Consider the following 22128-nt stretch of genomic DNA (forward strand, 5'->3'; position numbering starts at 1 on the left):
CGGATGATGAATTGTTCAAAAAATTCATCATCCGGTTTTTATTTTGGACTAGGAGTTTTTTCCCAGCCTCTTTTATTTTTAACTTTTCACAAAAAGAGGATAAGAAAGCAAATTTTCTTATCCTCTTTTTGTATCTCACGCTCCTTTGCTCTGCTGAGAATACTGTAACATAAATAACTGAAACAAAAGTGAAGGATCGCGTTGTGTCGTTTTTAACGATTGTTCAATACGAATTAATCCCAAATAGGCATTTTCTAACGCCTGCATTGAGAAATCACGCGCAGTTTTTAATCCCAATTTAATCCGATAAGGATGGACATTAAGCTGACTCGCTAGACTCCCTTGCGTAAGACCGCGTTTACTTAATACTTTTATTTGAATCAACAGCCGAAACTGCCCTACTAGCACTGCATTAATCCTTAACGGCGGTTGCTGGCCCGCTAATAGCTGTTGATAGAGATCTAAGGCCTTTATTTGATTATGCTTAAGAACCGCAGTGACTAAATCAAATACATTTTCATCTAATGATTGCGGAACTAGAGCGGCTACCATGTTTTGATCAATCTTTTTTTCATGGTAAGCCAAAATCTTTAATTTAGTTAAGCTTGCATCCATCATCCCATAATCCGCATTAGTCCGTTGAACCAACTCATCCAAAGCAGCTTCTGATATTTCAAAACCAGCAGTTGATAATTGAGTTCTCACTCTTTGACGAGCTGCTCGTTCATCAAGTGGACTAGCATCAACTAAAACTGCTGTCTTCTTTAATTGCTTTACAATCCCTTTTCGTCCATCAAGCTTTTCATAAGGGGCCGCAAAAACTAAAATTGTAGACGGTTCAGGGTGTTCAAGATACTTTTTTAAGCTATCCAAATCATGTTCAACTTTCGAATGTCTTTTCTCACCAGTTAAGAAGAACGGTTTATTGATAATAACTAATCGTCGTTCACCAAAAAATGGAGTCGCCATCGCATCATCCAAAGCAACTGCCAATGGTGTGGCTTCCATATCATATCGACCAACATTCATAACCTGTTCATTCTCTGGAATAAGGCTTATAAAGGCATCAATTGCCTGCTGTTGAAGGACCTGTTGTTTCCCTAAAATTAAATATACCATTGCTGGGGTTTTAGTTTTTAATTGTGTAGATAATTGGGCAATGTCCAACTTGTCTCATCTCCCCTCAATGTTGTTTTTATTTTTCCATTTCGACCATGGTATACATATTGTATCATTCCAAATTGCTGCGTTGATAAGTAATTAATATTTAATCTTTGAAAATTTTTTATTGTTATTTCATCAGGATGGCGATACCTATTAAATCGTCCAGCTGAAATTATCGCATACTTAGGAGCAACTGTCTGCAAAAATAAATAACTACTAGCAGTTTTACTGCCATGATGACCAGCTTTTAAGATATCTGACTTTAGTTGCGGATACTTTTGAATAACTTTTTCTTCATTTTCCTGGTCCAAATCCCCAGTAAAAAGGAATCTTTTCCCACCAAATTTCCCAGCTAACACTAAAGAATCTTCATTTTCCCTTCACCCGGAACAAAAGGATGTAGAATTTGCAATGGAAATGATGACAACTTAACATTATCAGTCACCGGAATTATCATTGGCGATGACTTTTCAGCAGTCCTTACTTTATTAAGAAGTGCTGGTTGTCTTTCCATCCCCGCTGGGACAATCAGTCTTTTCACTGCTATATTATCCAAAATCGTTGTTAAATAGCCGATATGATCTGCATCATGGTGAGTTAAACAAATATTATCAATTTGCCTGATGCCTTTACTTTTCAAATAATTAATGGTTATTCGTTGGGCATCATCTTGAGAATGCTTTGAAGTCGCCAAATCCGGCTTTTTAAAATTTAATTTGCCTCCTGTATCAATCATTGTTACCCGTCGATTAAAAGGTTCTCTAATAATTATCGAGTCCCCCTGTCCAATATCAACAAAGGTAACTTCGCCATTAAGTGGAAAATGAATTATCCCTCCAGTAATTACATACAATAAGGCTAATATCTTCCATGATTTTAAAGATGTCTCTTGAGAAATAACAAATAAAGATGCCGCAAATAATAGAAGGGCCAAAATTAACGGTGGCTTCCCAAAATGAATCATTCCTGGAAAATCAGATAACCAATTTAAAATATATTGAAAACATTTTAAACCAGCATTAATTAGATACGCGAGTGGTTCAAAAAGCTTAAAACTAAGTGCCCCAACCAAGACCGCTGGAAAAACAACTGTCGAAAATAGCGGAATTATTAAATAACTAACCCCAAAACTTAGAAGATGAACCTCATATACATAACTCAATAACGAAGGCAAATTAATTAAATTCAATAATAAAGACTGCTTAAAACCACGTACTGATTCTGGAAGAACTTGAAGAATAAAAGAAAGCAAATAGCTTAATTGACCGCCTAATGTAAGCAATAGCAACGGATCAATAACTAATCCAATTAATAAGCTCAGTGCCCATCCATCAAGACTGTCCAAATTTAAATATCGATGAAGAAGACCAAGCTCAGCCATAATGGTTGCTCTTATCAAGCTTGTTGCTCCACCACCAACGAGAAGATAAAACGGTAAAATGATAATTAAAAATAAATCAATTGATTCTTTACGCCACCATAAATGAACTAACAGCCGCCGTAATAAATCAGTGAAAAGCACGATATGCATTCCTGAAATGCAAAAAAGATGAAGCAGACCAAGCCTTTTAATACTTACCATTAATTCAGCCGAATCCTCATTACTGCTAACAATTATTAATTGTTGGCAATACGTACTAAGAGGAGGCGGTAAAGTTTCAAAGTAGAGGCTGATTCGCTTTCTTAATGTATGACACCAGCCAACTATTCCTCTTTTTTGCCTAACCATTTGCTCTACCCGGTTAATTTGAACTTGATTACAGATCCGGCGATGGTGATTATAAGTTAAATTATCAAATTGATTTTCATTTGTACGGGGAATAATCGGTTTTAATTGCCCATTAATAAGCCATATCGAGGGTGTTGTAAGCTTATCAATATTTTTTAGCATCTGGGGTGACTTAAACGACATCATTATTGCTTCACGTTGTCCAGTTTGAATGTCGATTGCAGTTCCTGTCATAAAATTTCCATTGAATTTTAATTCATCAGGGTAAACTAATATTTTTTGAGTAACTTCCATTTGCTTATTCGCCGTAATAGTTGTCCAATTTTTTTGTAAACTGTAACATAAAATCGCCATCAATAAACATATCAGCACTCCAACTCCAAGTACTATTGGCCTTTTTAATACGGCAATTCGGTAAAATATAGCAATTAAAAGAAAAATTAACCAATATGAACTAAAGAAACTAACCGCTACTAAACTTGCAATTAGCGCAGGAAAAAACCAAAAGTGTTGAATAATCTATTTTTGATCTGGGTTGATATACTGGTCCAGATCGACCTCTTCTAAAATATCACTATCTAATTTAATCTGATGAAGCGCAACATTTTTTAGTTTAAGTAATTTCATTGCATAATCATCATTGTGATAATTACGAATATAATTTATCTCCTTAATTCCAGTCTGCAATAAACTTTTGGTACATTGTAAACAAGGAAAATCTGTTACATAAATACTTGCCCCATCAGCAGAAATACCAAACTTAGCACACTGTAAAAGAGCATTCATTTCTGCATGAATAGTTCGTACACAATGTCCATCACGTAAATAGCAGCCTTCATCAATACAATGTGCATCGCCAGCGACTGATCCATTGTACCCACCGGCAATTATTCGCTTATCACGAACTAAAACTGCACCTACTGAAAGGCGGTTGCAGGTACTTCGCGACGCCAATAAAGCTGCTTGAATCATAAAATACTGGTCCCAATCAATTCTCGGTTTCATATTATTTCACTCCTCTATATTTGAAATATAGTATAGCAAATATCTTCATCAAAAAAATAAAAACTAGATAGATAGGTGATCTTTTAGTTTAGCAACAGTTTTTTCGCCAAAACCATTTATTTCTTTAAGTTCGTCAATACTCTTAAATTGACCGTGTTCTTGTCGATATTGCAATATTAAATCGGCTTTTTTATCGCCAATCCCTGTAATTTGACATAGTTGTTCTTTGGTAGCCGTGTTTAGATTTATCTTTGCAGAACTATCGCTGCCATTTTCATTATTAGCTGCTGATGGTTCTGTACTGCTGGAAACTATTGGCGTTTCGCCTTGAAGAGGAATATAGATCATCTGCTGGTCTGTTAATTGTTTAGCAAGATTTACTTGGCGCAAGTCTGCATTGGGTAGTGGTCCACCTGCCGCTTTCAAGGCTTCGTTCACACGATCATCTGCTTTCAATTCATAAACTCCGGGCATTTTTACGGCACCCTTTATATCAATTGCAACGGTCCCTTTCATCGTAGTGGTAGAAGTTAAACTACTTCCTGTTTCGCTACTTGTTAAAACAGCATTAGTATTTGAAATTAAAGCATCGTTATTATTTTTATTAAGTATCCAATATCCCCCAACTACTGCAGCAATCACTATCATCAGCACTTGTACTCGATATTTTATCCATAATTCTGATAATTGCTGCATGTTTCTCACCTCCCTATAAATATAAATACGAAAAAAAATAAATTTTGCATTAAAAAAAGCAAGAGACCTTCATTTTGCCTCTTGCTTTTCAATTTACTTATGCGTTTGTAAATATTTCACTGCTTCGTCAAAGGAAGTGACAGGGACAACCTTCATTCCTGGTGCAGATTTCTTAGCTGCTTTCTTAGCCATTTGATAATTAGTCAGATGACCTTCTTCATACTTAAGAATCTCTTTCGTTGGTTTTATATAAGGGGCAAAGAAAATAGTGGCTCCCGCACGGTGCGCAGCGATTACTTTCTTGTCAATTCCACCAATTTCTCCAACGGTCCCGTCTGAATTTATTGTTCCAGTTCCAGCGATTTTACGTCCCCGTTGCAAATCTTTTCCACTAATTTGTTGATATATTTGCAAACTGAACATTAAGCCACCAGATGGCCCACCATATTGACCAGCATCAACCTTTACTGGAACCTTAGTCTTAGCTTGCATATTGTTAGTAAGAATGATCCCAATTCCTGGCTTATTAGTATTGGTAATTTTAACAAGCGGATGGGTGACAGTTTTAGTTTTCCCATCTCGAGTATAAGTAACCACTAACGGAGTGCCAACTTTTTTAGCACCAATATATTTTTGAAAGCCTTGAGCGGTATTAAAGTGATGACCATCTACTTTTGTAATTGTGTCCCCAACATGAATATCATGTTTAAATTTAGAATTAGGCTGAACTTGCAATACATAAATTCCTAGATAGCGTCGCGTTACTTTTTGGTGAGCGGCATTATAAGCAACTGCAATTGCCTCGTTAATCGAGCTATCCATATAAAATTTTTGGACACGGTCATACGTTGCACTATTTTGACCACCAGTTACATCTTCCGCACTCTCAATTGACATATAGGGCATCATTTTGGCATATAAATATGTTGCAGGATGGGCACGTTGAATCGCCACCGACGTCAACATAAAACTTCCCTTATATCGATCGGGGTGTCCCTTTATTTTAACAAAAGACTGTAAATCAGCAGCTGTTCCCGGACTTTCAATATAAGAATTTAGGGGCCAGAACAAAAAGCAGCCTAGTAAAAGGACAAGCCCTAAAATAATTCCTATCCGTCGCAATATTACATTATCTTGCTTTTTCATTGTCTTTCTTAACCCGTAACATTTCTCGTTCCATTAAACGCTTTTTTAGTGCTTCATTAATATTAGCGGGAAGGTAAGCTGAGATATCTCCCCCAGCCGATGTTACTTCTTTCAGCAAACTACTAGATAAGTGCTGATATTCAGGCTTAGCAAGGAAAAAGACGGTCTCACACTGATCATCTAAAAAGTTATTCATCGCCGCAATATCACGTTCATATTGAAAATCAGTAGTATTACGCAAACCACGCATTAAGTAATCTGCACCAATGCGGTTCATTAGATCAACAGTTAAGCCTTCCGTTGTAATAACCGAAACATTATCTAGCCCACTAACAGCCTCTTTAATTTGCGCTACTCGTTCTTCAACAGTAAACAGCGGGTTTTTACTTTCATTAGTCATTACCGCCACTGCCAATTGATCAAACAACGCACTTCCTCGCTTAATTAAATCTAAATGTCCAAGTGTTAATGGGTCAAATGATCCAGGAAAAACTGCAACTTTCATTATTTTGATTCTCCTTTATATTGATAAATTGTTAAAACCGTAATTCCATATTCTTGACGACGAATAAAGTTAAACTCAGCTAAATCTGTCGGCAATTTCGCATTCTGATCTGTTTCTGCCACAATTATTGCATCTTTAGCTAGCAAATTATTTTTAACCATCTGCTCCATATCATTAACAATTTGCTGTTTAGCATAGGGCGGATCTAAAAAGACCAGGTTAAATTTCAATTTGTCTTTTGCAAACAAATTCAACGCTTTGTGAGCGTCCATTTTATAAGCTTTAAATTGTTCAACATGTTTTGTAACGTCAATATTCTTCTTAATTGTTTTGATTGCTTGATATTGACGATCAACTAAGACTGCCTGGCTGATTCCGCGCGATACAGCTTCAATACTTAATCCACCGCTTCCGGCAAACAAATCTAGACTGGTTCCGCCATTAAAGTAAGGACCGATTATATTAAATAATGCTTCTTTAACTTTATCAGTTGTTGGACGAGTTGCCATTCCTGGAACAGCACTTAGCTTTCGTCCCCCAAAGTCTCCTGCAACAATTCTCATTTTTTATCATCCTCATCATGTAATTGATAGACCCCCGTTAATTCAAGATCAGCTAACGTCGGGTCTAAATCTGGTCGAGCTGATAATTCAACCTTTTTCACTGCGCGTAATCGACTTATCTTCTCTTTTATTTTTTCGACATCACTTTGGTCTACATACATTACCACATAATGCATTCGTCGGGAAATATAATCAATCTGACCATAATGACGAAGAGCTCGAATCACACGATTATTGTTAATGTAAATTATTAGGGAACGCCGTGGAATTAATTTAAACATTCTTTACGCCTCCTGTTTCAGGAATAAATGGTTTTCCCATAACCAAGCGATCCCGATTTTGCTGCATACTAATATTCATTATAATGCCTACCGTTGCAGAAAGAATCAACATACTTGATCCCCCATAACTAATAAATGGGAAGGTAACCCCCGTAATCGGCAAGAGTCCTAGAACTCCACCAATATTAAAGAGTGTTTCAATCGTAAAGAATGTTGCTGAGCCATAACAGATGAGCGTTTGATACAAACTATCTGCCCGCACCCCAACTTGAATAATACGACAGATCAAAAAGAGTAAAGTAACTAAAATTGCCGTTACCCCGACTAGACCCAATTCTTCACTAGTAATTGACATAATAAAGTCGGTATTGGGCTCTGGCAAATATCCCATTTTTTGAATACTATTTCCAAGTCCAACCCCAAATACACCACCATTGCTGATTGCATAATAGGAATTAACTAATTGATTTCCTGAACCACTAGCATTTCCAAAGGGATTTAGAAAGGCAACAAAACGCGCAACTTGGTATCCACCGCCTTGAAGCAAACCACTTTCAACTAGTCGTTCCAATCCAAGGTAGCCAAGCGCTGGTAAGACAAGAATTATCTCCAAACCAACGCCCCATTTATAATCCGCCGCTAAAAGCATGATTGCAATAATCGCTCCGTTAATCGCCATTCCTCCAATATCTGGTTGAATCATAATCAACCCGAGAAAAACTGCAATTATGAGCCAAGGACCTTTAGCATCAGTGGTAAAATGTTGTCCACGTTGCCTAATTTTAGCCATTCGATCAGCTAAATATAAGATAAAATATAGCTTACAAATTTCCACCGGTTGAATATTAAAGAAGCCCAAGGATATCCAACCTTTAGCTCCGTTAACAGCCCGGCTAAAAACCAAAACAATGACAAGTAAAGCACCAACTACCAATGTTGAATCTCGTAAAAACCTTGGCGTTCGATAATGCCGCAAAGGATAATTTGCCATAAATGCCATTACCGCAACTCCCATTACAACATAGATTGTTTGTTTTACTAAATATCCTAATGGGGTTCCACCATTTTGCATTTCAATGGAAGCACTAGCTGAATAGACCATTACAATTCCTACTAAACATAAAGCAAGATAAGGAACTAAAATATAATAATCAAGGTAGCGGACGTTATTCCATACAGAACGAATCTTACGGAATCTTAATTTCTTTTTCTTCACAAAGTGCACCTACCTAAAAACAAAATACAATCATTATTATACAACAAAAAAAAGCTCGGAAAGCTAGTTAGCCTCCCAAGCTTTTTTAAATATTTACTTCCGTGAAGCAGCACGACGACGCTTAGCTTCCTTTTCACGGGCATTTGTGTTAAGGGTCTTCTTCCGTAAACGGATATTTTCTGGAGTTACTTCACAGTATTCATCTTCATTTAAGAATTCGAGTGATTCTTCAAGGGAGAAGTGAGTAGGGGTCTTAATGTGAGCCATTTCATCAGAACCAGCAGCACGAACGTTCGTTAAGTTCTTACCCTTGGTGATGTTAACAGTAATATCATTTTCACGACTGTTTTCACCAACGATCATACCTTCGTAAACTTCCGTACCTGGATCAATTAATAATTGACCACGACTTTCGATACCCATCATTGCGTAAGTAGTAGCCTTACCAGCATTCATGGACACAAGAGTACCCTTTTGACGACCAGGGTTCCAGTTCTTGATAACTGGTGCGTATTTTTCAAAGGTATGGCTCATGATTCCGTAACCACGGGTCATAGTCATAAATTCAGTTGAGTACCCAATCAAGCCACGTGATGGTGCTAAGAAGATAAGACGAGTTTGACCATTTTCGCCTGGTTCCATGTTCTTCATTTCACCTTTACGTTTAGAAAGGCTATCAATAACTGCACCAGTATATTCATCTGGAGTATCAATTTGAACTTCTTCAAATGGTTCACTCATTACTCCATCAATTTCACGGTAAATAACTTGTGGACGTGATACAGATAATTCATATCCTTCACGACGTAATGTTTCGATCAAGATAGAAAGGTGTAATTCCCCACGACCAGAAACAGTCCATGCACCTGGATCATCAGTATCTTCAACCTTTAAGGACACATCAGTTTGCATTTCACGCTTCAAACGATCTTCAAGCTGACGGGCAGTAACAAATTTACCTTCACGACCAGCGAATGGAGAATCGTTAGTCCGGAAAGTCATTTGTAATGTAGGTGGATCAATCCGTAATGGAGTAATTGCTTCGGGATGTTCTGCATCAGCTACAGTTTCACCAACATTGATGTCTTCCATCCCAGAAACCGCAATCAAATCACCAGCTTCAGCTTCATTAATTTCCAACCGCTTCAAACCGAAGAAACCAAAAAGCTTAGTAACCCGGAAATTCTTCTTTGAGCCATCAAGTTTCATTAAGGTAACATTATCGCCGACCTTAATCTTACCACGGAAGACACGACCGATACCGATTCGACCAACGAAGTCATTGTAATCTAAGATAGCAACTTGGAATTGAAGTGGTTCATCAGAATTGTCTACTGGAGCAGGGATTGTCTTGATAATAGTATCAAACAATGGCTTCATGGTGTGTTCTTGAGTAGAAACATCTGAATCATAACTTGAAGTACCGTTCATTGCTGAAGTGTAAACAACTGGGAAGTCGAGTTGATCTTCATCTGCACCTAATTCGATAAAGAGGTCAAGAACTTCATCCACAACTTCTTCAGGACGAGCACCTTTACGGTCAACCTTGTTAATCACAACAATTGGTGTTAAGTGTTGTTCAAGGGCCTTCTTAAGGACGAACCGTGTCTGAGGCATTGTCCCTTCAAAAGCATCCACAACAAGTAATACACCATCAACCATCTTCATAACACGTTCAACTTCACCACCGAAGTCCGCGTGTCCTGGTGTATCCAAGATGTTAATTTGGTGATTATCATATTTAACAGCAGTATTTTTTGAAAGAATAGTAATACCACGTTCACGCTCAATAGCGTTAGTATCCATCGCACGATCTTCAATTGAGAAGTGTTCTGGTAAAGTATCTGATTGCTTCAACATTTCGTTAACTAAGGTAGTCTTACCGTGGTCAACGTGGGCAATAATCGCAATGTTACGAATGTCGTCACGAGTTTTCAAAACTTGATTCTCCCTTTCGTCATATCATTTTTAAGTCGAACAGCAGCGGCCTATCAATCGCCAATTTCATAAAAAAACTGTGACATCGCGGTCACAGCCTCGACAACTAATTGATGATCTGTCGAATATCTCGACTAACCTGCCTCGTTGCTACTAATACAAGATTAGATGATAACACATTAATAGAACTACCGTCAATTGATTTCACAACTAAGTCTAATTCTTCTGCTAACATTCGCCCAGCAGCAAGGTCCCATGGCTTCAAATTAGAGATATATCCACCTAATTGACCAGTGATCACACCAATCATCTCAATGCCCGCACTTCCATACATCCGTAAGCCTATTGCGTCTTGAGCGATTTTCTTTAATGCTGAATCACCACTTAAAGTTAATGTCCGATTCATCGCTAACAAACTCTCTCGCAAGCCTAAGTCAGCTGGCTGGCCAATTTTTTGGTTGTTAACATAAACACCAGCACCCTTTCGACCATGGTAAAGACGATTATTAATTACATCTAAAATATAGCCAAGCATCGGTTGACCGTCAACATACAATGCTAACATAACAGCAAAATTATTATGCTGCTTAACAAAATTCATTGTTCCATCAATCGGATCAACAATCCAAATATGTCCTTGCATATTGCTTATTTGTTTGTCGCCAAATCCTTCTTCACTTAAAATTTGACTATCAGGATCAATTTTTCGTAGTTGATCATTTATTAATTGTTCATTTTCCCGGTCAATTGTCGTTACAAGGTCAGTATAATTCGTCTTTGTATCAATCTGGTAATCATTTTCCATTTTCTGGTATGCATTTTGACCTGCTTGACGAATTATTTGTTGTGCTTTTTGATCTAACTCTTCAATACTAATCATTTTTTTGCCCAACCATCTTAATTCGCTTATCTGTTGACTCTTGTGCTGCTTTGACAACACGGTAGAGAACATAACCCGAATTCTTTTCAAATTCGCGACCCAATTGTTTCTCTTCAGCCTTTGAGGGAACGACTTGCTTAAAGGCACGATAACAATCTAAAATTTTATCTCTATCAATCGCAACTTCATAAGCATCTTCAACCGCCCTAAACATGGCAATTACCGTTTCCATCTCTTTAGTTGTCCATGATAGATCAAGGGGATAACTATAGTTATGTGAATTCATTTTTTGTCCCTCCAATCATTTTCTACTTATATTATACAATCCAAACGGAATTTTAGGAATAAAAGGCCTAAAAGAATCCAAACAGAAAAAGTTCTTAGTGATTTCAAAATCGAGTCATCCATCACTAAGAACTTTTCTAACTTATTAAAATTTAAATATGTGTTGGGAAGCCAAGCGCAATATCTGCAGCTTCTTGAACAGGTTCATTCAATGTTGGGTGTGGGTGAATTGTTAAAGCAACATCTTCAACATTCATACCACAGTTGACAATCAATGAAAGTTCACCAGCAAGGTCACTAACACCAGGACCGACACCTTGAGCACCAATAACGTTTTTCTTATCTTTAGTGTAGATTAAGCGAATAAATCCTTCGGCAGCATCAAGAGAAACAGCACGGGCATTACCGGCAAATGGGAATTGAGCAGTAGATACATCAATTCCTTTATCTTTAGCTTCTTCAACCGTCATACCAACTTGAGCTAATTCTGGATCAGCAAAACAAACCATTGGTACTCCAACCCAATCGTTAGCAGTATTCTTACCAGCAATGGCACCAGCGGCAGTCTTAGCTTCAAAGAATGCCTTGTGAGCAAGTGCAGGACCAGGAACAATATCTCCAATAGCCCAAATACCAGGTACATTCGTCCGGCCTTGTTCATCAACAATTACTTGATGACGGTCGTTTAACTTAACATTTGTCATATCAAGCCCAAAATCATCAGTATTTGGTTTACGACCAACAGATACCATGCAGTAGTCTGCTTTAATGCTCTTTTCGCTACCATCAACTTCATAAGTGACAGTAACGCTATTTTCATCTTGCTGAGAATCTTTAGCCATTGCCTTAGTTACAATGTCTACGCCCTTCTTTTCAAGATTCTTGACAACAATATCAACCATATCGTGGTCAAATCCACCAAGAATTGAATCAGTACCTTCAATAATCGTTACATGAGCACCAAGATCAGCATAGGCACCAGCTAATTCTGTACCAATGTAGCCCCCACCAATTACAACTAATTCTTCTGGTACTTCCTTAAGGTTTAAGCCACCGGTTGAATCAATAACACGACCTTCAAACTTAAAATGAGGAATTTCTACTGGACGACTTCCTGTTGCAAGAATTAAATTCTTCCACGTGATAGTACGACCATTATCATTATCCATGAATTGCTTTGGACCAGGCTTGATTACACGAAGTTGGTGGTCATTATCAAGAATTGCCTCTCCATCAATGATTTCAACTTTATGCTTCTTCAAAAGCATCTTAACTCCACGAATCATACGGTCGACAACTTTATGGTCCTTCCATTCTTGAGTCTTAGTAAAGTCTAGCTTTGCATCGGTTTTAGAAATACCATAAATAGATGAGTCTAAAGTTTCTTGGTAACGGTGGCCAGCAGCAATTAATGCTTTAGATGGTACACATCCAACATTTAAACAAACACCACCTAAACCTGGTTCTCCCTTATCAATTAAGGTAACCTTTTGACCTAATTCTGAAGCTCGAATAGCGGCTACATAACCACCAGGACCTCCACCAACAATTACTGTATCCTTTTGTTCAACATCAGCCATTATCTAGCCCTCCATCATCAATAATTCTGGATCATGTAATAACTTGTTCATGTAGTTCAATGCATGTTGTGCAAGTCCACCATCAATTAAACGGTGATCGTAAGTCAATGATAACTTCATCATTCGACCAACAACAATTTCACCATCTTCGTTAACGTATGGTTCCTTGTCAATTCGACCAACACCAAGAATAGCAACATCTGGTTGGTTGATAACAGGGGTGAACCAACCGCCGCCAATTGAACCAATATTACTGATACTGATAGTCCGACCAGCCATTGATTCTGGACTTAGCTTGTTGTCAAAGGCTGCCTGAGTATTTTCAGTAATTTCTTTTGCGATCTCAAACATGCTCTTAGAATCTGCATTCTTAATATTTGGATTATAGAGACCGTGGTCAGTGTTTGTAAGGATCCCAACATTGTAGTAGTGCTTGTAAACAATTTCTTGAGTAGAATCATCAATTGAAGCATTTAGTTCTGGGAACTTCTTGCATGTGGCAACTAAGGCCTTAACAATGTATGGCAAGAAAGTCAAGTGAATATCTTGTTCTGCAGCAACTGCCTTGTACTTCTTGCGACTAACCATTAGAGCAGATACTTCAACTTCATCAAATGATGTAACATGTGGTGAGATATCCTTTGATTCACGAGTAGTCTTAGCGATAATCTTCCGCATATTAGACATTGGTTCACGTTCTTCAAGGTCGGCATTCCATGGCTTGATTGTATTACCAGCGGTCTTAGCTGTAACTGGAGCAGTCTTAGCTGACATAGCTGCACTCTTTTCTTCCTTAGCTGGAGCAGCTGACCCATTAAAGTTATCAATATCTTCTTTAAGAACTTGACCGTGGTTACCATTTGGTTGAACAAGTGAGATATCAACACCCTTATCACGGGCATATTGACGAACAGAAGGCATTGCCATTACAAGCTTGTTTGGTTCTGCAAGTGGAGCTACTCCACCCTTTGGAGAATTATCTTCTGAAGGAGAATCTGCAACTGGAGCCGTGGATTTTTCACTTTCAGTAGCTTCTTCACTGCCTGTATCAGTTTCATCATCGTCGTCTTCGCTTTCGACGTTTGTACTAATACCAGGCTTACCATCATCAATTTCAGCGAGCTTGTCGCCCTTTTCAACGTGGTCGTCTTCTTTTACAAATAATTTTTTGACAGTTCCATCAACTGGGGATACCAATTGAGTAGTCGATTTATCAGTTTGAATTTCAATTAAAGGATCATCAGCTTTAATTGCTTCTCCTTCTTTAACGAGCCAAGAAGCAACATCACCTTCAATTAATCCTTCTCCCATTTCTGGTAGTCTAAAAATATATGCCATATCGTATTAACACCCTTTCTATTCCGCACTTTTAGTAATTAATTACTTCTCGTACGGCATCCTCAATATCACGTGCACCTGGAAGCCAAACATTTTCAGCTTGTGGGAATGGATATACTGAGTTAGGAGCAGCAACCCGGGTAACAGGAGCATCAAGATACATAATTGCACCTTCTGAAATAGCTGATGCAACTTGGGCACCAACACCAGCCATCTTTTGCGCTTCTTGAACAATGACTACTCTGTGCGTCTTCTTAATTGATTCAAAGATCGTGTCAGTATCAAGTGGGTAAAGAGAACGTAAGTCGATAATCTCAGCAGAAATATTGTCCTTAGCTAATTTCTTAGCGGCTTTTTGTGCTTCTGATACTTCACCACCATAAGCGATAATTGTAACATCAGTACCTTCTTGAACAACATTTGCTTTATCCAACGGAACAGTATACTTGTCATCAGGAACTTCACCTTTGACTGAACGATAGAGACGAAGGTTTTCAAGAAAAAGAACTGGATCGTTATTTTCAATTGCAGAAATAATTAATCCCTTAGCATCATAGGCAGAACTTGGTGCAACAACCCGTAATCCTGGAATACCAACGAAGAAGTTTTCAAGATCATCCCCGTGTAGTTCAGCAGTATGAGTACCACCACCATAAGGAGTCCGAATAGTAATTGGTGCATGCTTAGTCCCATTGTATTGGAAACGCATCCGTGACATTTGAGCAGCGATAGAATCCATTGCTTCAAAAGTAAAGCCCATGAATTGAATTTCTGGTACTGGACGCCAGCCAGTTGCTGCTAAACCAATTGACATTCCTAAAATACCTGATTCGGCAAGAGGGGTACTAAATACTCGATCAACACCGTATTTTTCTTGAAGCCCATTAGTCGCACGGAAAACACCACCGTTTTTACCAACATCTTCACCGAATACTAAAGTCTTAGGATCTTCGGCTAAAGCGATGTCAATACCTTCAGTAATAGCTTTGATATAAGTCTTTTTAGCCATGATTACTTCGACTCCTTTTCTTCGTACTTCTTAATTTGTTCTTTAATGTCTGGAGTTGGTACTTCAAACGTCCGCTTCAACATATCGCTAACTTTTTCAGGTTCTACTGAGTCTGCTTCTTTCATTGCTTCTTTAAAGCTTTGTTTGCATTCATCAGCATATTTTTGTTCTTCTTCTTCAGACCAAAGCCCCTTTTTCGTTAGGTACTTGCGAAGACGAATCAATGGATCTTTATCAAACCATGGCTTTGTTTCATCCTCAGTCCGGTAACGAGTAGGATCATCACCTGCTGAACTGTGAGCACCAAACCGGTATGTTAATGTTTCGATTAGCACTGGTCCATTACCAGCAGCAGCAAATTCACGTGCCTCTTTAGCAACTTCATAACATGCAAGGACATCCATTCCATCAACTTGGACACCTGGAATTCCAGCAGCAACAGCCTTTTGGGCAATTGTTTGTGTTTCAGTTTGTAGCTTTCGTGGGAACGAAATAGCCCATCCATTATTTTGAATAATAAATACACCAGGTACTTGGAATGCACCAGCAAAGTTCATTCCTTCATAAGTATCCCCTTGTGAGCTTCCACCTTCACCAGTGTAAGCATAGGCAACAGTGTCCTTTTCACCATTCTTCTTAATTCCAAGAGCACCACCAGCCATTTCGACCATCTGCGCTCCGATAATAATTTGTGGCCGGAGAGCACGTGCATCAAAAAGGTTACCTTTGATGTGTCCCTTTGACCATAAGTACATTTGAGCAACAGTTGCTCCATGTTGAATTAATTGTGGCAAATCACGATAAGCAGGGAAAAGGAAGTCTTGCTTCTTAAATGCAGCAGCTGTTCCCATTTCAGAAGCTTCTTCACCCCAAGTTGGCGCATAGAAACCTAATCGACCTTGCTTTGAAAAACTCATTGTTTGTTCATGCAAGGCACGTTCCCAAACCATTTTTTTCATTAAGTCAACTAATAATTCATCACTGAAATTAGCCATTAATTCTTCGTTAACAACATTTCCGTCGTTATCCAGAATTTGTACGGGTTTTGCATAAGGTACCCCTTCATTGGCTTTAATCTCAGCAAAATTGACAGCTTTGGTATTGGCCATATTCAACATTCCTTTCCAAATCCAATTAACATCATGTAAGCGATTGCCTACCTACATTTATAGTATAACCGATTGCCTAAATAATACAAGCGCTTTCATAAACTTAATGGACAGAATTGTTAAAATGGTCCAAGTGAAGTATACGTTTTTTCAAAATTTATAGTTAAATATTGTTATCCTCATATTCATTAGCAATTTTAAATAGTTATGATAGACTATAATATGACTGAATTTTTATATGGAGGCATAGTGAGTAATGTATTTAATGAAAGATATTACCCGTGATGGCAATCCCGTTTTACGTAAACGAGCTGCTAAGGTCTCATTTCCCCTATCTGATGAAGACCAAAAATTAGCAAAGGATATGATGCAATACTTAGAAGTAAGCCAAGATCCTGAATTATGTGAAAAGTACAAGTTACGAGCTGGAGTTGGCCTTGCCGCTCCTCAAGTTGGTGTTTCAAAGCAAATGGCTGCTGTCCTTGTTCCCGCACCTGCTGAAGGTGAAAAGCCCTTATTTAAGGACGTTATCATTAATCCAGTAATCGTTAGTGAATCGGTTCAATATGGTGCTCTTACTGAAGGCGAAGGTTGTCTTTCAGTTGATAAAGACGTGCCTGGCTACGTACCACGACATGACCGCATCACATTACGTTATCAAGACGTTAACGGTGAAACTCATAAGGTACGATTAAAGCATTATCCAGCAATTGTTTGTCAGCATGAAATTGACCATTTGCATGGGGTGCTATTTTACGATCATATTAATAAAGATCAACCATTTGAGGCGCCTGCAGATACAGTAATGATTAGTTAATTTTTACAAAAAATGGTCGAGAGAAAAATACACTTTCTCCCGGCCATTTTCACTAATTACTATTTTGATTTAATTTTTTTAAATCTTCAATGTACTCAACAGTTGCTTCATTTATCAAATAGGCAATATCGATATGCAAAATCCCCTCATATTTCCACCAATCGGTTATAATAAACGGTTGAGAGGCTTTGGGAGCCATCTTTAAATGGTGTCGTTTTGCATATTCATTAAGTTCTGCTGCTAGTTTTTGACGTGTGAAATCATCAAGATTAATATTTTCTTTTTTATAATCAAAATGGTATTCAAAAGCAAGCACACCTTTTCCCCAAACATCGGCAACAATTTGAGAATTTAGATTTTTATTCCAATGTAACATTTCTTTCAAACTAGTATTTAATGTTGCATCAGTAACGTCTTGAGCGTTTTTCTGTACCATCATAGTTGCTCGCTTAAGAAATACGCGATGGATCGTTAAATAAAGAGCAATAACAATTATTGCTGCTAAAATACAGATTAAGAATATAACCATGACTATCACCTCGTTGGCCTTTACCTTTATTTAATAATACCATGTTAGGAAAATTTAAGACACTTTTGGTTATCTGTGATAGAATAATAAAGTAAATTACTGCATAATATCTTTAATTAAGGAGTTTTTAACAGTATGACTTTTAAAGTATACTACCAAGCTGATAAGACAAAACGCCCAGTTCGTGAAAACACTCAATCATTGTATATTGAAGCTGATTCAGAAGCTGAAGCACTTTTAATGGTTGAACACAACACTGACTACAATATTGAATTTGTAGAACAACTTGATGAAAAGGCCCTTGCTTACGAAAAGCAAAACCCTAACTTTAAGTTGACGACGTTCTAAGCTTTTAATCATTAACAGAGGCTGAGAAAAACGCTTGTTTTTCTCAGCCTCCAACTTTCTTATGAACATTAGAAAAATACTGAATTAATTATTCGAATATAAATATTATTTTGCTTTTTGGCACCATTCAAAGGAGGAATATTGATGAATTATTCAATCATCCTCAACCGTCATGCTGGTAATGGTAATGCAGAAAAGGCATGGTCGTCAATTAAACCGGTCTTAGATCAACAACAAATTGATTATCACATGGAAACAACTAAGTATCCTAATCATGGAGAATACCTTGCCAGCCAAATCGCCCAATCTCATAATGCGGGATCAACAATTGTCATTGCGATTGGTGGTGATGGTACGCTACATCAAGTTGTTAATGGACTTATGAAGACGGCCAAGCGATTGAATAAAAAACCACTTGCGGTTGGATATATTCCTGCTGGGACAGGAAATGATTTTGCCCGCGGTTACGGGATTTCTATGCATCCACAAAGGGCATTAAATCAAATTTTAACTGCAGACGCACCACAAAAAATTAACATTGGTCATTATCATGAGGCGATTCGGGGTGAAGAAGGTTATTTTCTTAATAATTTAGGAATTGGTTTTGACGCGGCAATTGTTAGTCGTGCTAATACGTTTAAGGCTCATCACAAGAAAAATCATATTGGGCGTTTCACCTACCTCCAAAAGGCAATTGGAGTAATCTATGATCAAGAGCCCTTTACCCTGATGATTCAATCTGGGCGTGAACGCTTTATTTTTCCTAAAGCTTACATCGCAATTACCAGCAACCATCCATTTATCGGTGGTGGATTTAAAGTTGCCCCAAGCGCTTCGTTAAAGAAACCATCATTGGAATTAGTCGTCGCTGAACGGAAAGGATGGCCTATGACAATATGGCAATTGCTGCAATTAGCCCGAGGCAATTTAGACCAATCAAAATTTGCCCACCACTTCCAAAGCGATAATCTCCACATCACAACTACTTCACTAGAATTTAGTCAAACTGACGGAGAAGAAATAGGTAATCGTTTTATCGACCTCACCCTAGACATTAGTCAATATCCAATTTGGCAAACAACAGGAAAATAAGTTAAAAGCAGTAAGTCCAGAAGATAATTTTTTCTTCTAGCGCTTACTGCTTTTTGTTAATCTTTTTTAGTTTATTAATCTTCAGAAGCTTCCATCGCTTCTAAAATAATCCGTAACTGACTGCATTCTTCCCGTAAAGATTGCATCTCTTCACCGTATTTTGGTTGAATAGTAACAGTCTGAGTGCCCGTATTTTCCTGTCCCTCTTGTTTACATAAATCATCCAAACGGGACTGTGCACGGTATAAATCTTCTTCAATTTCATGTTTGTTACTCATATTTAACACTCCCCAATAAATGTGAAATATTTTTAGAGCAATACTGGAATTGCAATATAAGTAAGATAACACGAGGATAGAAGAATGTTAACCCTTTTTAGGTTACATCTTTGTTACTATCTAATGAAAAAGCTCTAATAATCTATCAGAACTATTTAACCGTTCCGGCAAAACTTGGATTAAAGTATGGACTGATTGTGTAAGTCGAAACATTAGTCCCTGGGTGAGCAGCGGCCACATATTGATTATTTCCTGTGTAAATAGCTGTATGGTAAGTTGAACCATGGTTACCCCAGAATAAGAGATCGCCTGGCTTAGCTTCACTAACTGGATGTTGGTCCACACAGTTTTCAAGTGCTCCTGTATAGTGTGGTAATTGCTTACCTTCCGCATTAGCATAAACATACTTAACTAATCCAGAACAATCCATTCCACTAAGACTTTCACCACCCCATACGTATGGAACACTATTAGAGTTAGCAATCTTAGTGGCAAGACTAACTACAGAACCATGTTGTAAATCTTGATTAGTAGTTGCTGCTTGCTGTGCAGGTTGACTAGCAGCCGCTTGTGATTGTTGCGGTTGAGCTTGTGACGTTACAACAGTTGTTTGTTGCGAAGCAGCATTACTATTCTGAACGTTATCCGTCGCTTGTGATGCTGGTGCAGTCTGTGATTGTGAAGCTTGACTTGCTACTGGTGCTGCTTGAACAAATGATTGTCCATATAAAGCAGCAGTATTCACAGCTGTTGAAGTAGCTTGACTAACAGCAAAACTTTGTGTTTGCGGTGCAACACTATTTTCAGCTGAGGCAGAAGCAACCTGAACATTATTAGCTGTAGCAGGTTGAGCAGCAACTGTTGTAATGGCTGGACTATTAGTAGTTGCTGAGGACGTTACAGCAGCAGAAGTCGAAGTTGTACTATTCGCAATAGTGGTACTACTATTGTTGGCTGCACTTTGGTTAGGAGCAGCTACTGTTGAAGAAGTTGAAACTTGTTGCGTTGCACTCAAAGCAGGAGTTGCTTGTGAAGTTCCTGCTGGTTGGCTACTAGCCACATCTTGTTGAGGCACAGAAGCAGAGGCAACTGCTGAAGTTTGAACCTGGATCAATGAAGTTGTGTCTGTCGATTGAGCAGCCGGTTGCTGAGCCGATACACTCGCATCAGCAACAGGGGTACTTACAACGGGCGCGTTTACAGCAGTTGAGATCGCAGGACCTGTTACACTGAGTTGTTGTCCAATGTATAATGAATCATTAGAGCTTAAGTTATTCCATGACATTAATTGACTAACAGTTACATTATAACGATCTGCAATAGAGCTAAGCGTGTCGCCAGGCTTAACAGTATAACTACCATCAGCATTCAAATCCGCGTTAGCATCATGTTGAGTAGTAGGCAACGTTAATTGTTGACCAACTGTAATTAAGTCGATGCTATCACTTATCTTCTTAACTGAAGGATTTGCTTGTTCTAATACACTAATAGAAAGTCCATGTTGTTTTGCAAGCCCCCAAATAGTGTCACCAGACTTAACAGTAAGCTGTTCAGCATTAACTGCTTGTGTTGTCACTGCTAATAAACTTAAGGCACTAACTGCTCCTGCAAAAACGCCACGAGATCGATGGTTATTTGAATGATGTGTTCTTTTTTTACTCATATAAATAAAACACCCTCCCAATAAGTTCCTAAAAACTAAACAAACAATAATAAATTAGTGAAATACACAATTCTAACTTTACCATTAATTTTTAAATGCGTATAGCAATTATTAGATAGTTCTTAAAAAACGTTACTCTTTCTTAAAATATTAATCATTATAATAATATTTAATCTATCATTTCATTTTTTACACGATCCATACGAGTTACTAATAACAATTCAATAATTGTAATAATACTCATTAATAGAACTGAGTAACGACTAGTCGTCATGAAAACAATAATTGCTAGTATACACAAGATCCAATTCAACCATTTTTCTTGACGAACTACCCGAATAAAATCCTTTGTAACTTTATCTGGTCGTTGACTTGCCAAAAATCCAAGTTGACTATGTAAACGATTTTCCCAAATCACTAATCCTAAAAAGGCAATTGAAATAATAAACGTTATTAGACTATTCATCATTATCCTCGCTATCATCGACATGCACCGTCTTATTATTTGCTTGTGATTCATTGTATCGAGCGGATAAAATCTGCTGATATTTTTCCATGATTACTTTATTGATCGGTGTATCATTTAGGGTTGGATATTTTTCTTTTATTTTTTCCAAAACATCATCTGAAAAGTCATAAACAGTCTTAACTTCCTTTTCACCATTAAGAAATGCCAACGTCTCATCATAGTCCAGAGTTATTAAATCGCGCTGTGTACGGTCAGCATCTGGCTGGTGAAGAACATCTGGATCATCTTTTAGATCTTCCCGAAAGCCGTTTTCATCATATTGATATTTATTATCTTCCATTTTTAAATTCTCCTTGATTATCTTCCAATTCATTATACGGTCTTTATAAGACTAAGCCAAGCCAGTAATTTGCTGTAAAATGTGCGTAGAAAACAGTCTTCTCGACAAGGCGGTTGGCTAATTTAGCACGATGATTTACACGGCATGG

The 22128-nt window shown here is 37.9% G+C and carries 23 protein-coding genes and 1 pseudogene; 3 read left to right on the forward strand and 21 right to left on the reverse strand.

Translation table 11 applies throughout. The features are described from left to right. Positions 1–135: 135 nt before the first annotated feature. From holA to pdhA, 16 genes and pseudogenes are all read right to left on the reverse strand, one after another. Positions 136–1167: a DNA polymerase III subunit delta gene (gene holA, locus AACL61_RS09485; protein WP_003671201.1), complete on the reverse strand. Its 1032-nt coding sequence runs from the start codon at positions 1165–1167 to the stop codon at positions 136–138. Next, positions 1137–3247 (reverse strand): annotated as a pseudogene (locus AACL61_RS09490) (DNA internalization-related competence protein ComEC/Rec2). The gene holA and the pseudogene AACL61_RS09490 overlap by 31 nt, the downstream one beginning before the upstream one ends. A 165-nt stretch (positions 3248–3412) precedes the next feature. Further along, positions 3413–3898, reverse strand: coding sequence for a ComE operon protein 2 (locus AACL61_RS09495; RefSeq protein WP_003666825.1), 486 nt, complete (start codon positions 3896–3898; stop codon positions 3413–3415). Between the two features lie 63 nt (positions 3899–3961). Continuing rightward, a complete protein-coding gene (locus tag AACL61_RS09500; protein ID WP_003671206.1) occupies positions 3962–4594 on the reverse strand; it encodes a helix-hairpin-helix domain-containing protein in 633 nt (210 codons plus the stop codon). Positions 4595–4687: 93 nt separating this feature from the next. Continuing rightward, positions 4688–5740, reverse strand: a complete 1053-nt coding sequence (locus AACL61_RS09505; RefSeq protein WP_102815956.1) for a SepM family pheromone-processing serine protease — start codon at positions 5738–5740, stop codon at positions 4688–4690. Further along, on the reverse strand, positions 5724–6245 hold the full coding sequence (gene coaD, locus AACL61_RS09510) for a pantetheine-phosphate adenylyltransferase (protein WP_003668252.1): 522 nt from the start codon (positions 6243–6245) through the stop codon (positions 5724–5726). The genes AACL61_RS09505 and coaD overlap by 17 nt, the downstream gene beginning before the upstream one ends. Then, a complete protein-coding gene (gene rsmD, locus AACL61_RS09515; RefSeq protein WP_102815955.1) occupies positions 6245–6808 on the reverse strand; it encodes a 16S rRNA (guanine(966)-N(2))-methyltransferase RsmD in 564 nt (187 codons plus the stop codon). Before rsmD ends, coaD begins: the two co-directional genes overlap by 1 nt. Beyond that, complete coding sequence (locus tag AACL61_RS09520; RefSeq protein WP_003666818.1) at positions 6805–7089, reverse strand: YlbG family protein; 285 nt, start codon at positions 7087–7089, stop codon at positions 6805–6807. The genes rsmD and AACL61_RS09520 overlap by 4 nt, the downstream gene beginning before the upstream one ends. Then, entirely contained in the window at positions 7082–8305 is a 1224-nt protein-coding gene (locus AACL61_RS09525) for an FtsW/RodA/SpoVE family cell cycle protein (protein ID WP_085719464.1), read from the reverse strand. Before AACL61_RS09525 ends, AACL61_RS09520 begins: the two co-directional genes overlap by 8 nt. A 93-nt stretch (positions 8306–8398) precedes the next feature. Continuing rightward, positions 8399–10243 carry a translational GTPase TypA gene (gene typA / locus AACL61_RS09530; RefSeq protein ID WP_003668260.1) on the reverse strand — a complete coding sequence of 615 codons (1845 nt, stop codon included), beginning with the start codon at positions 10241–10243 and terminating at the stop codon, positions 8399–8401. 106 nt (positions 10244–10349) lie between these two features. After that, the gene (locus tag AACL61_RS09535; RefSeq protein ID WP_339111313.1) at positions 10350–11123 is read right to left on the reverse strand and encodes an inositol monophosphatase family protein; all 774 of its coding nucleotides are present in this window, start codon (positions 11121–11123) and stop codon (positions 10350–10352) included. Beyond that, complete coding sequence (locus AACL61_RS09540) at positions 11116–11409, reverse strand: UPF0223 family protein (protein ID WP_003671216.1); 294 nt, start codon at positions 11407–11409, stop codon at positions 11116–11118. Before AACL61_RS09540 ends, AACL61_RS09535 begins: the two co-directional genes overlap by 8 nt. 151 nt (positions 11410–11560) lie before the next feature. Continuing rightward, positions 11561–12988, reverse strand: coding sequence for a dihydrolipoyl dehydrogenase (gene lpdA / locus AACL61_RS09545; protein ID WP_003668265.1), 1428 nt, complete (start codon positions 12986–12988; stop codon positions 11561–11563). Positions 12989–12991: 3 nt separating this feature from the next. Next, positions 12992–14326, reverse strand: coding sequence for a 2-oxo acid dehydrogenase subunit E2 (locus tag AACL61_RS09550; RefSeq protein ID WP_339111314.1), 1335 nt, complete (start codon positions 14324–14326; stop codon positions 12992–12994). 31 nt (positions 14327–14357) lie between these two features. Further along, positions 14358–15335: an alpha-ketoacid dehydrogenase subunit beta gene (locus AACL61_RS09555; protein WP_003674377.1), complete on the reverse strand. Its 978-nt coding sequence runs from the start codon at positions 15333–15335 to the stop codon at positions 14358–14360. A gap of 2 nt (positions 15336–15337) precedes the next feature. Further along, entirely contained in the window at positions 15338–16444 is a 1107-nt protein-coding gene (gene pdhA, locus AACL61_RS09560; RefSeq protein ID WP_102815953.1) for a pyruvate dehydrogenase (acetyl-transferring) E1 component subunit alpha, read from the reverse strand. A 256-nt stretch (positions 16445–16700) separates the two neighbouring features. Between pdhA and def the strand changes: the two genes are divergently transcribed. Next, entirely contained in the window at positions 16701–17261 is a 561-nt protein-coding gene (def, locus tag AACL61_RS09565; RefSeq protein WP_013923994.1) for a peptide deformylase, read from the forward strand. Positions 17262–17313: 52 nt separating this feature from the next. Here the strand turns inward: def and AACL61_RS09570 are convergent, their stop codons facing one another. Beyond that, positions 17314–17790, reverse strand: a complete 477-nt coding sequence (locus AACL61_RS09570; protein WP_102815952.1) for a hypothetical protein — start codon at positions 17788–17790, stop codon at positions 17314–17316. A gap of 135 nt (positions 17791–17925) precedes the next feature. Between AACL61_RS09570 and AACL61_RS09575 the strand changes: the two genes are divergently transcribed. Continuing rightward, entirely contained in the window at positions 17926–18138 is a 213-nt protein-coding gene (locus tag AACL61_RS09575) for a DNA-directed RNA polymerase subunit epsilon (RefSeq protein WP_003666803.1), read from the forward strand. A 144-nt stretch (positions 18139–18282) separates the two neighbouring features. After that, a complete protein-coding gene (locus AACL61_RS09580; RefSeq protein ID WP_102815951.1) occupies positions 18283–19230 on the forward strand; it encodes a diacylglycerol/lipid kinase family protein in 948 nt (315 codons plus the stop codon). Between the two features lie 74 nt (positions 19231–19304). Here AACL61_RS09580 and AACL61_RS09585 read toward each other — a convergent pair whose 3' ends face one another. From AACL61_RS09585 to AACL61_RS09600, 4 genes are all read right to left on the reverse strand, one after another. Beyond that, positions 19305–19508, reverse strand: a complete 204-nt coding sequence (locus AACL61_RS09585; protein ID WP_003668273.1) for a hypothetical protein — start codon at positions 19506–19508, stop codon at positions 19305–19307. A gap of 151 nt (positions 19509–19659) precedes the next feature. After that, positions 19660–21171, reverse strand: coding sequence for a C40 family peptidase (locus AACL61_RS09590; protein ID WP_339111315.1), 1512 nt, complete (start codon positions 21169–21171; stop codon positions 19660–19662). A gap of 169 nt (positions 21172–21340) precedes the next feature. After that, complete coding sequence (locus tag AACL61_RS09595) at positions 21341–21637, reverse strand: hypothetical protein (RefSeq protein WP_231125338.1); 297 nt, start codon at positions 21635–21637, stop codon at positions 21341–21343. Beyond that, the gene (locus tag AACL61_RS09600) at positions 21630–22013 is read right to left on the reverse strand and encodes a hypothetical protein (RefSeq protein WP_102815948.1); all 384 of its coding nucleotides are present in this window, start codon (positions 22011–22013) and stop codon (positions 21630–21632) included. Before AACL61_RS09600 ends, AACL61_RS09595 begins: the two co-directional genes overlap by 8 nt. Positions 22014–22128 lie beyond the last annotated feature (115 nt).

Source organism: Limosilactobacillus reuteri subsp. porcinus (assembly GCF_036621895.1).
GTDB lineage: Bacteria > Bacillota > Bacilli > Lactobacillales > Lactobacillaceae > Limosilactobacillus > Limosilactobacillus reuteri_J.

Coding starts and splice junctions, on each gene's coding strand:
- AACL61_RS09495 (WP_003666825.1), bottom strand. CDS start 3,898: ATGAAACCGAGAATTGATTGGGACCAGTATTTTATGATTCAAGCAGCT.
- AACL61_RS09500 (WP_003671206.1), bottom strand. CDS start 4,594: ATGCAGCAATTATCAGAATTATGGATAAAATATCGAGTACAAGTGCTG.
- AACL61_RS09505 (WP_102815956.1), bottom strand. CDS start 5,740: ATGAAAAAGCAAGATAATGTAATATTGCGACGGATAGGAATTATTTTA.
- coaD (WP_003668252.1), bottom strand. CDS start 6,245: ATGAAAGTTGCAGTTTTTCCTGGATCATTTGACCCATTAACACTTGGA.
- rsmD (WP_102815955.1), bottom strand. CDS start 6,808: ATGAGAATTGTTGCAGGAGACTTTGGGGGACGAAAGCTAAGTGCTGTT.
- AACL61_RS09520 (WP_003666818.1), bottom strand. CDS start 7,089: ATGTTTAAATTAATTCCACGGCGTTCCCTAATAATTTACATTAACAAT.
- AACL61_RS09535 (WP_339111313.1), bottom strand. CDS start 11,123: ATGATTAGTATTGAAGAGTTAGATCAAAAAGCACAACAAATAATTCGT.
- AACL61_RS09540 (WP_003671216.1), bottom strand. CDS start 11,409: ATGAATTCACATAACTATAGTTATCCCCTTGATCTATCATGGACAACT.
- lpdA (WP_003668265.1), bottom strand. CDS start 12,988: ATGGCTGATGTTGAACAAAAGGATACAGTAATTGTTGGTGGAGGTCCT.
- AACL61_RS09550 (WP_339111314.1), bottom strand. CDS start 14,326: ATGGCATATATTTTTAGACTACCAGAAATGGGAGAAGGATTAATTGAA.
- AACL61_RS09555 (WP_003674377.1), bottom strand. CDS start 15,335: ATGGCTAAAAAGACTTATATCAAAGCTATTACTGAAGGTATTGACATC.
- pdhA (WP_102815953.1), bottom strand. CDS start 16,444: ATGGCCAATACCAAAGCTGTCAATTTTGCTGAGATTAAAGCCAATGAA.
- def (WP_013923994.1), top strand. CDS start 16,701: ATGTATTTAATGAAAGATATTACCCGTGATGGCAATCCCGTTTTACGT.
- AACL61_RS09570 (WP_102815952.1), bottom strand. CDS start 17,790: ATGGTTATATTCTTAATCTGTATTTTAGCAGCAATAATTGTTATTGCT.
- AACL61_RS09575 (WP_003666803.1), top strand. CDS start 17,926: ATGACTTTTAAAGTATACTACCAAGCTGATAAGACAAAACGCCCAGTT.
- AACL61_RS09580 (WP_102815951.1), top strand. CDS start 18,283: ATGAATTATTCAATCATCCTCAACCGTCATGCTGGTAATGGTAATGCA.
- AACL61_RS09585 (WP_003668273.1), bottom strand. CDS start 19,508: ATGAGTAACAAACATGAAATTGAAGAAGATTTATACCGTGCACAGTCC.
- AACL61_RS09590 (WP_339111315.1), bottom strand. CDS start 21,171: ATGAGTAAAAAAAGAACACATCATTCAAATAACCATCGATCTCGTGGC.
- AACL61_RS09595 (WP_231125338.1), bottom strand. CDS start 21,637: ATGAATAGTCTAATAACGTTTATTATTTCAATTGCCTTTTTAGGATTA.
- AACL61_RS09600 (WP_102815948.1), bottom strand. CDS start 22,013: ATGAATTGGAAGATAATCAAGGAGAATTTAAAAATGGAAGATAATAAA.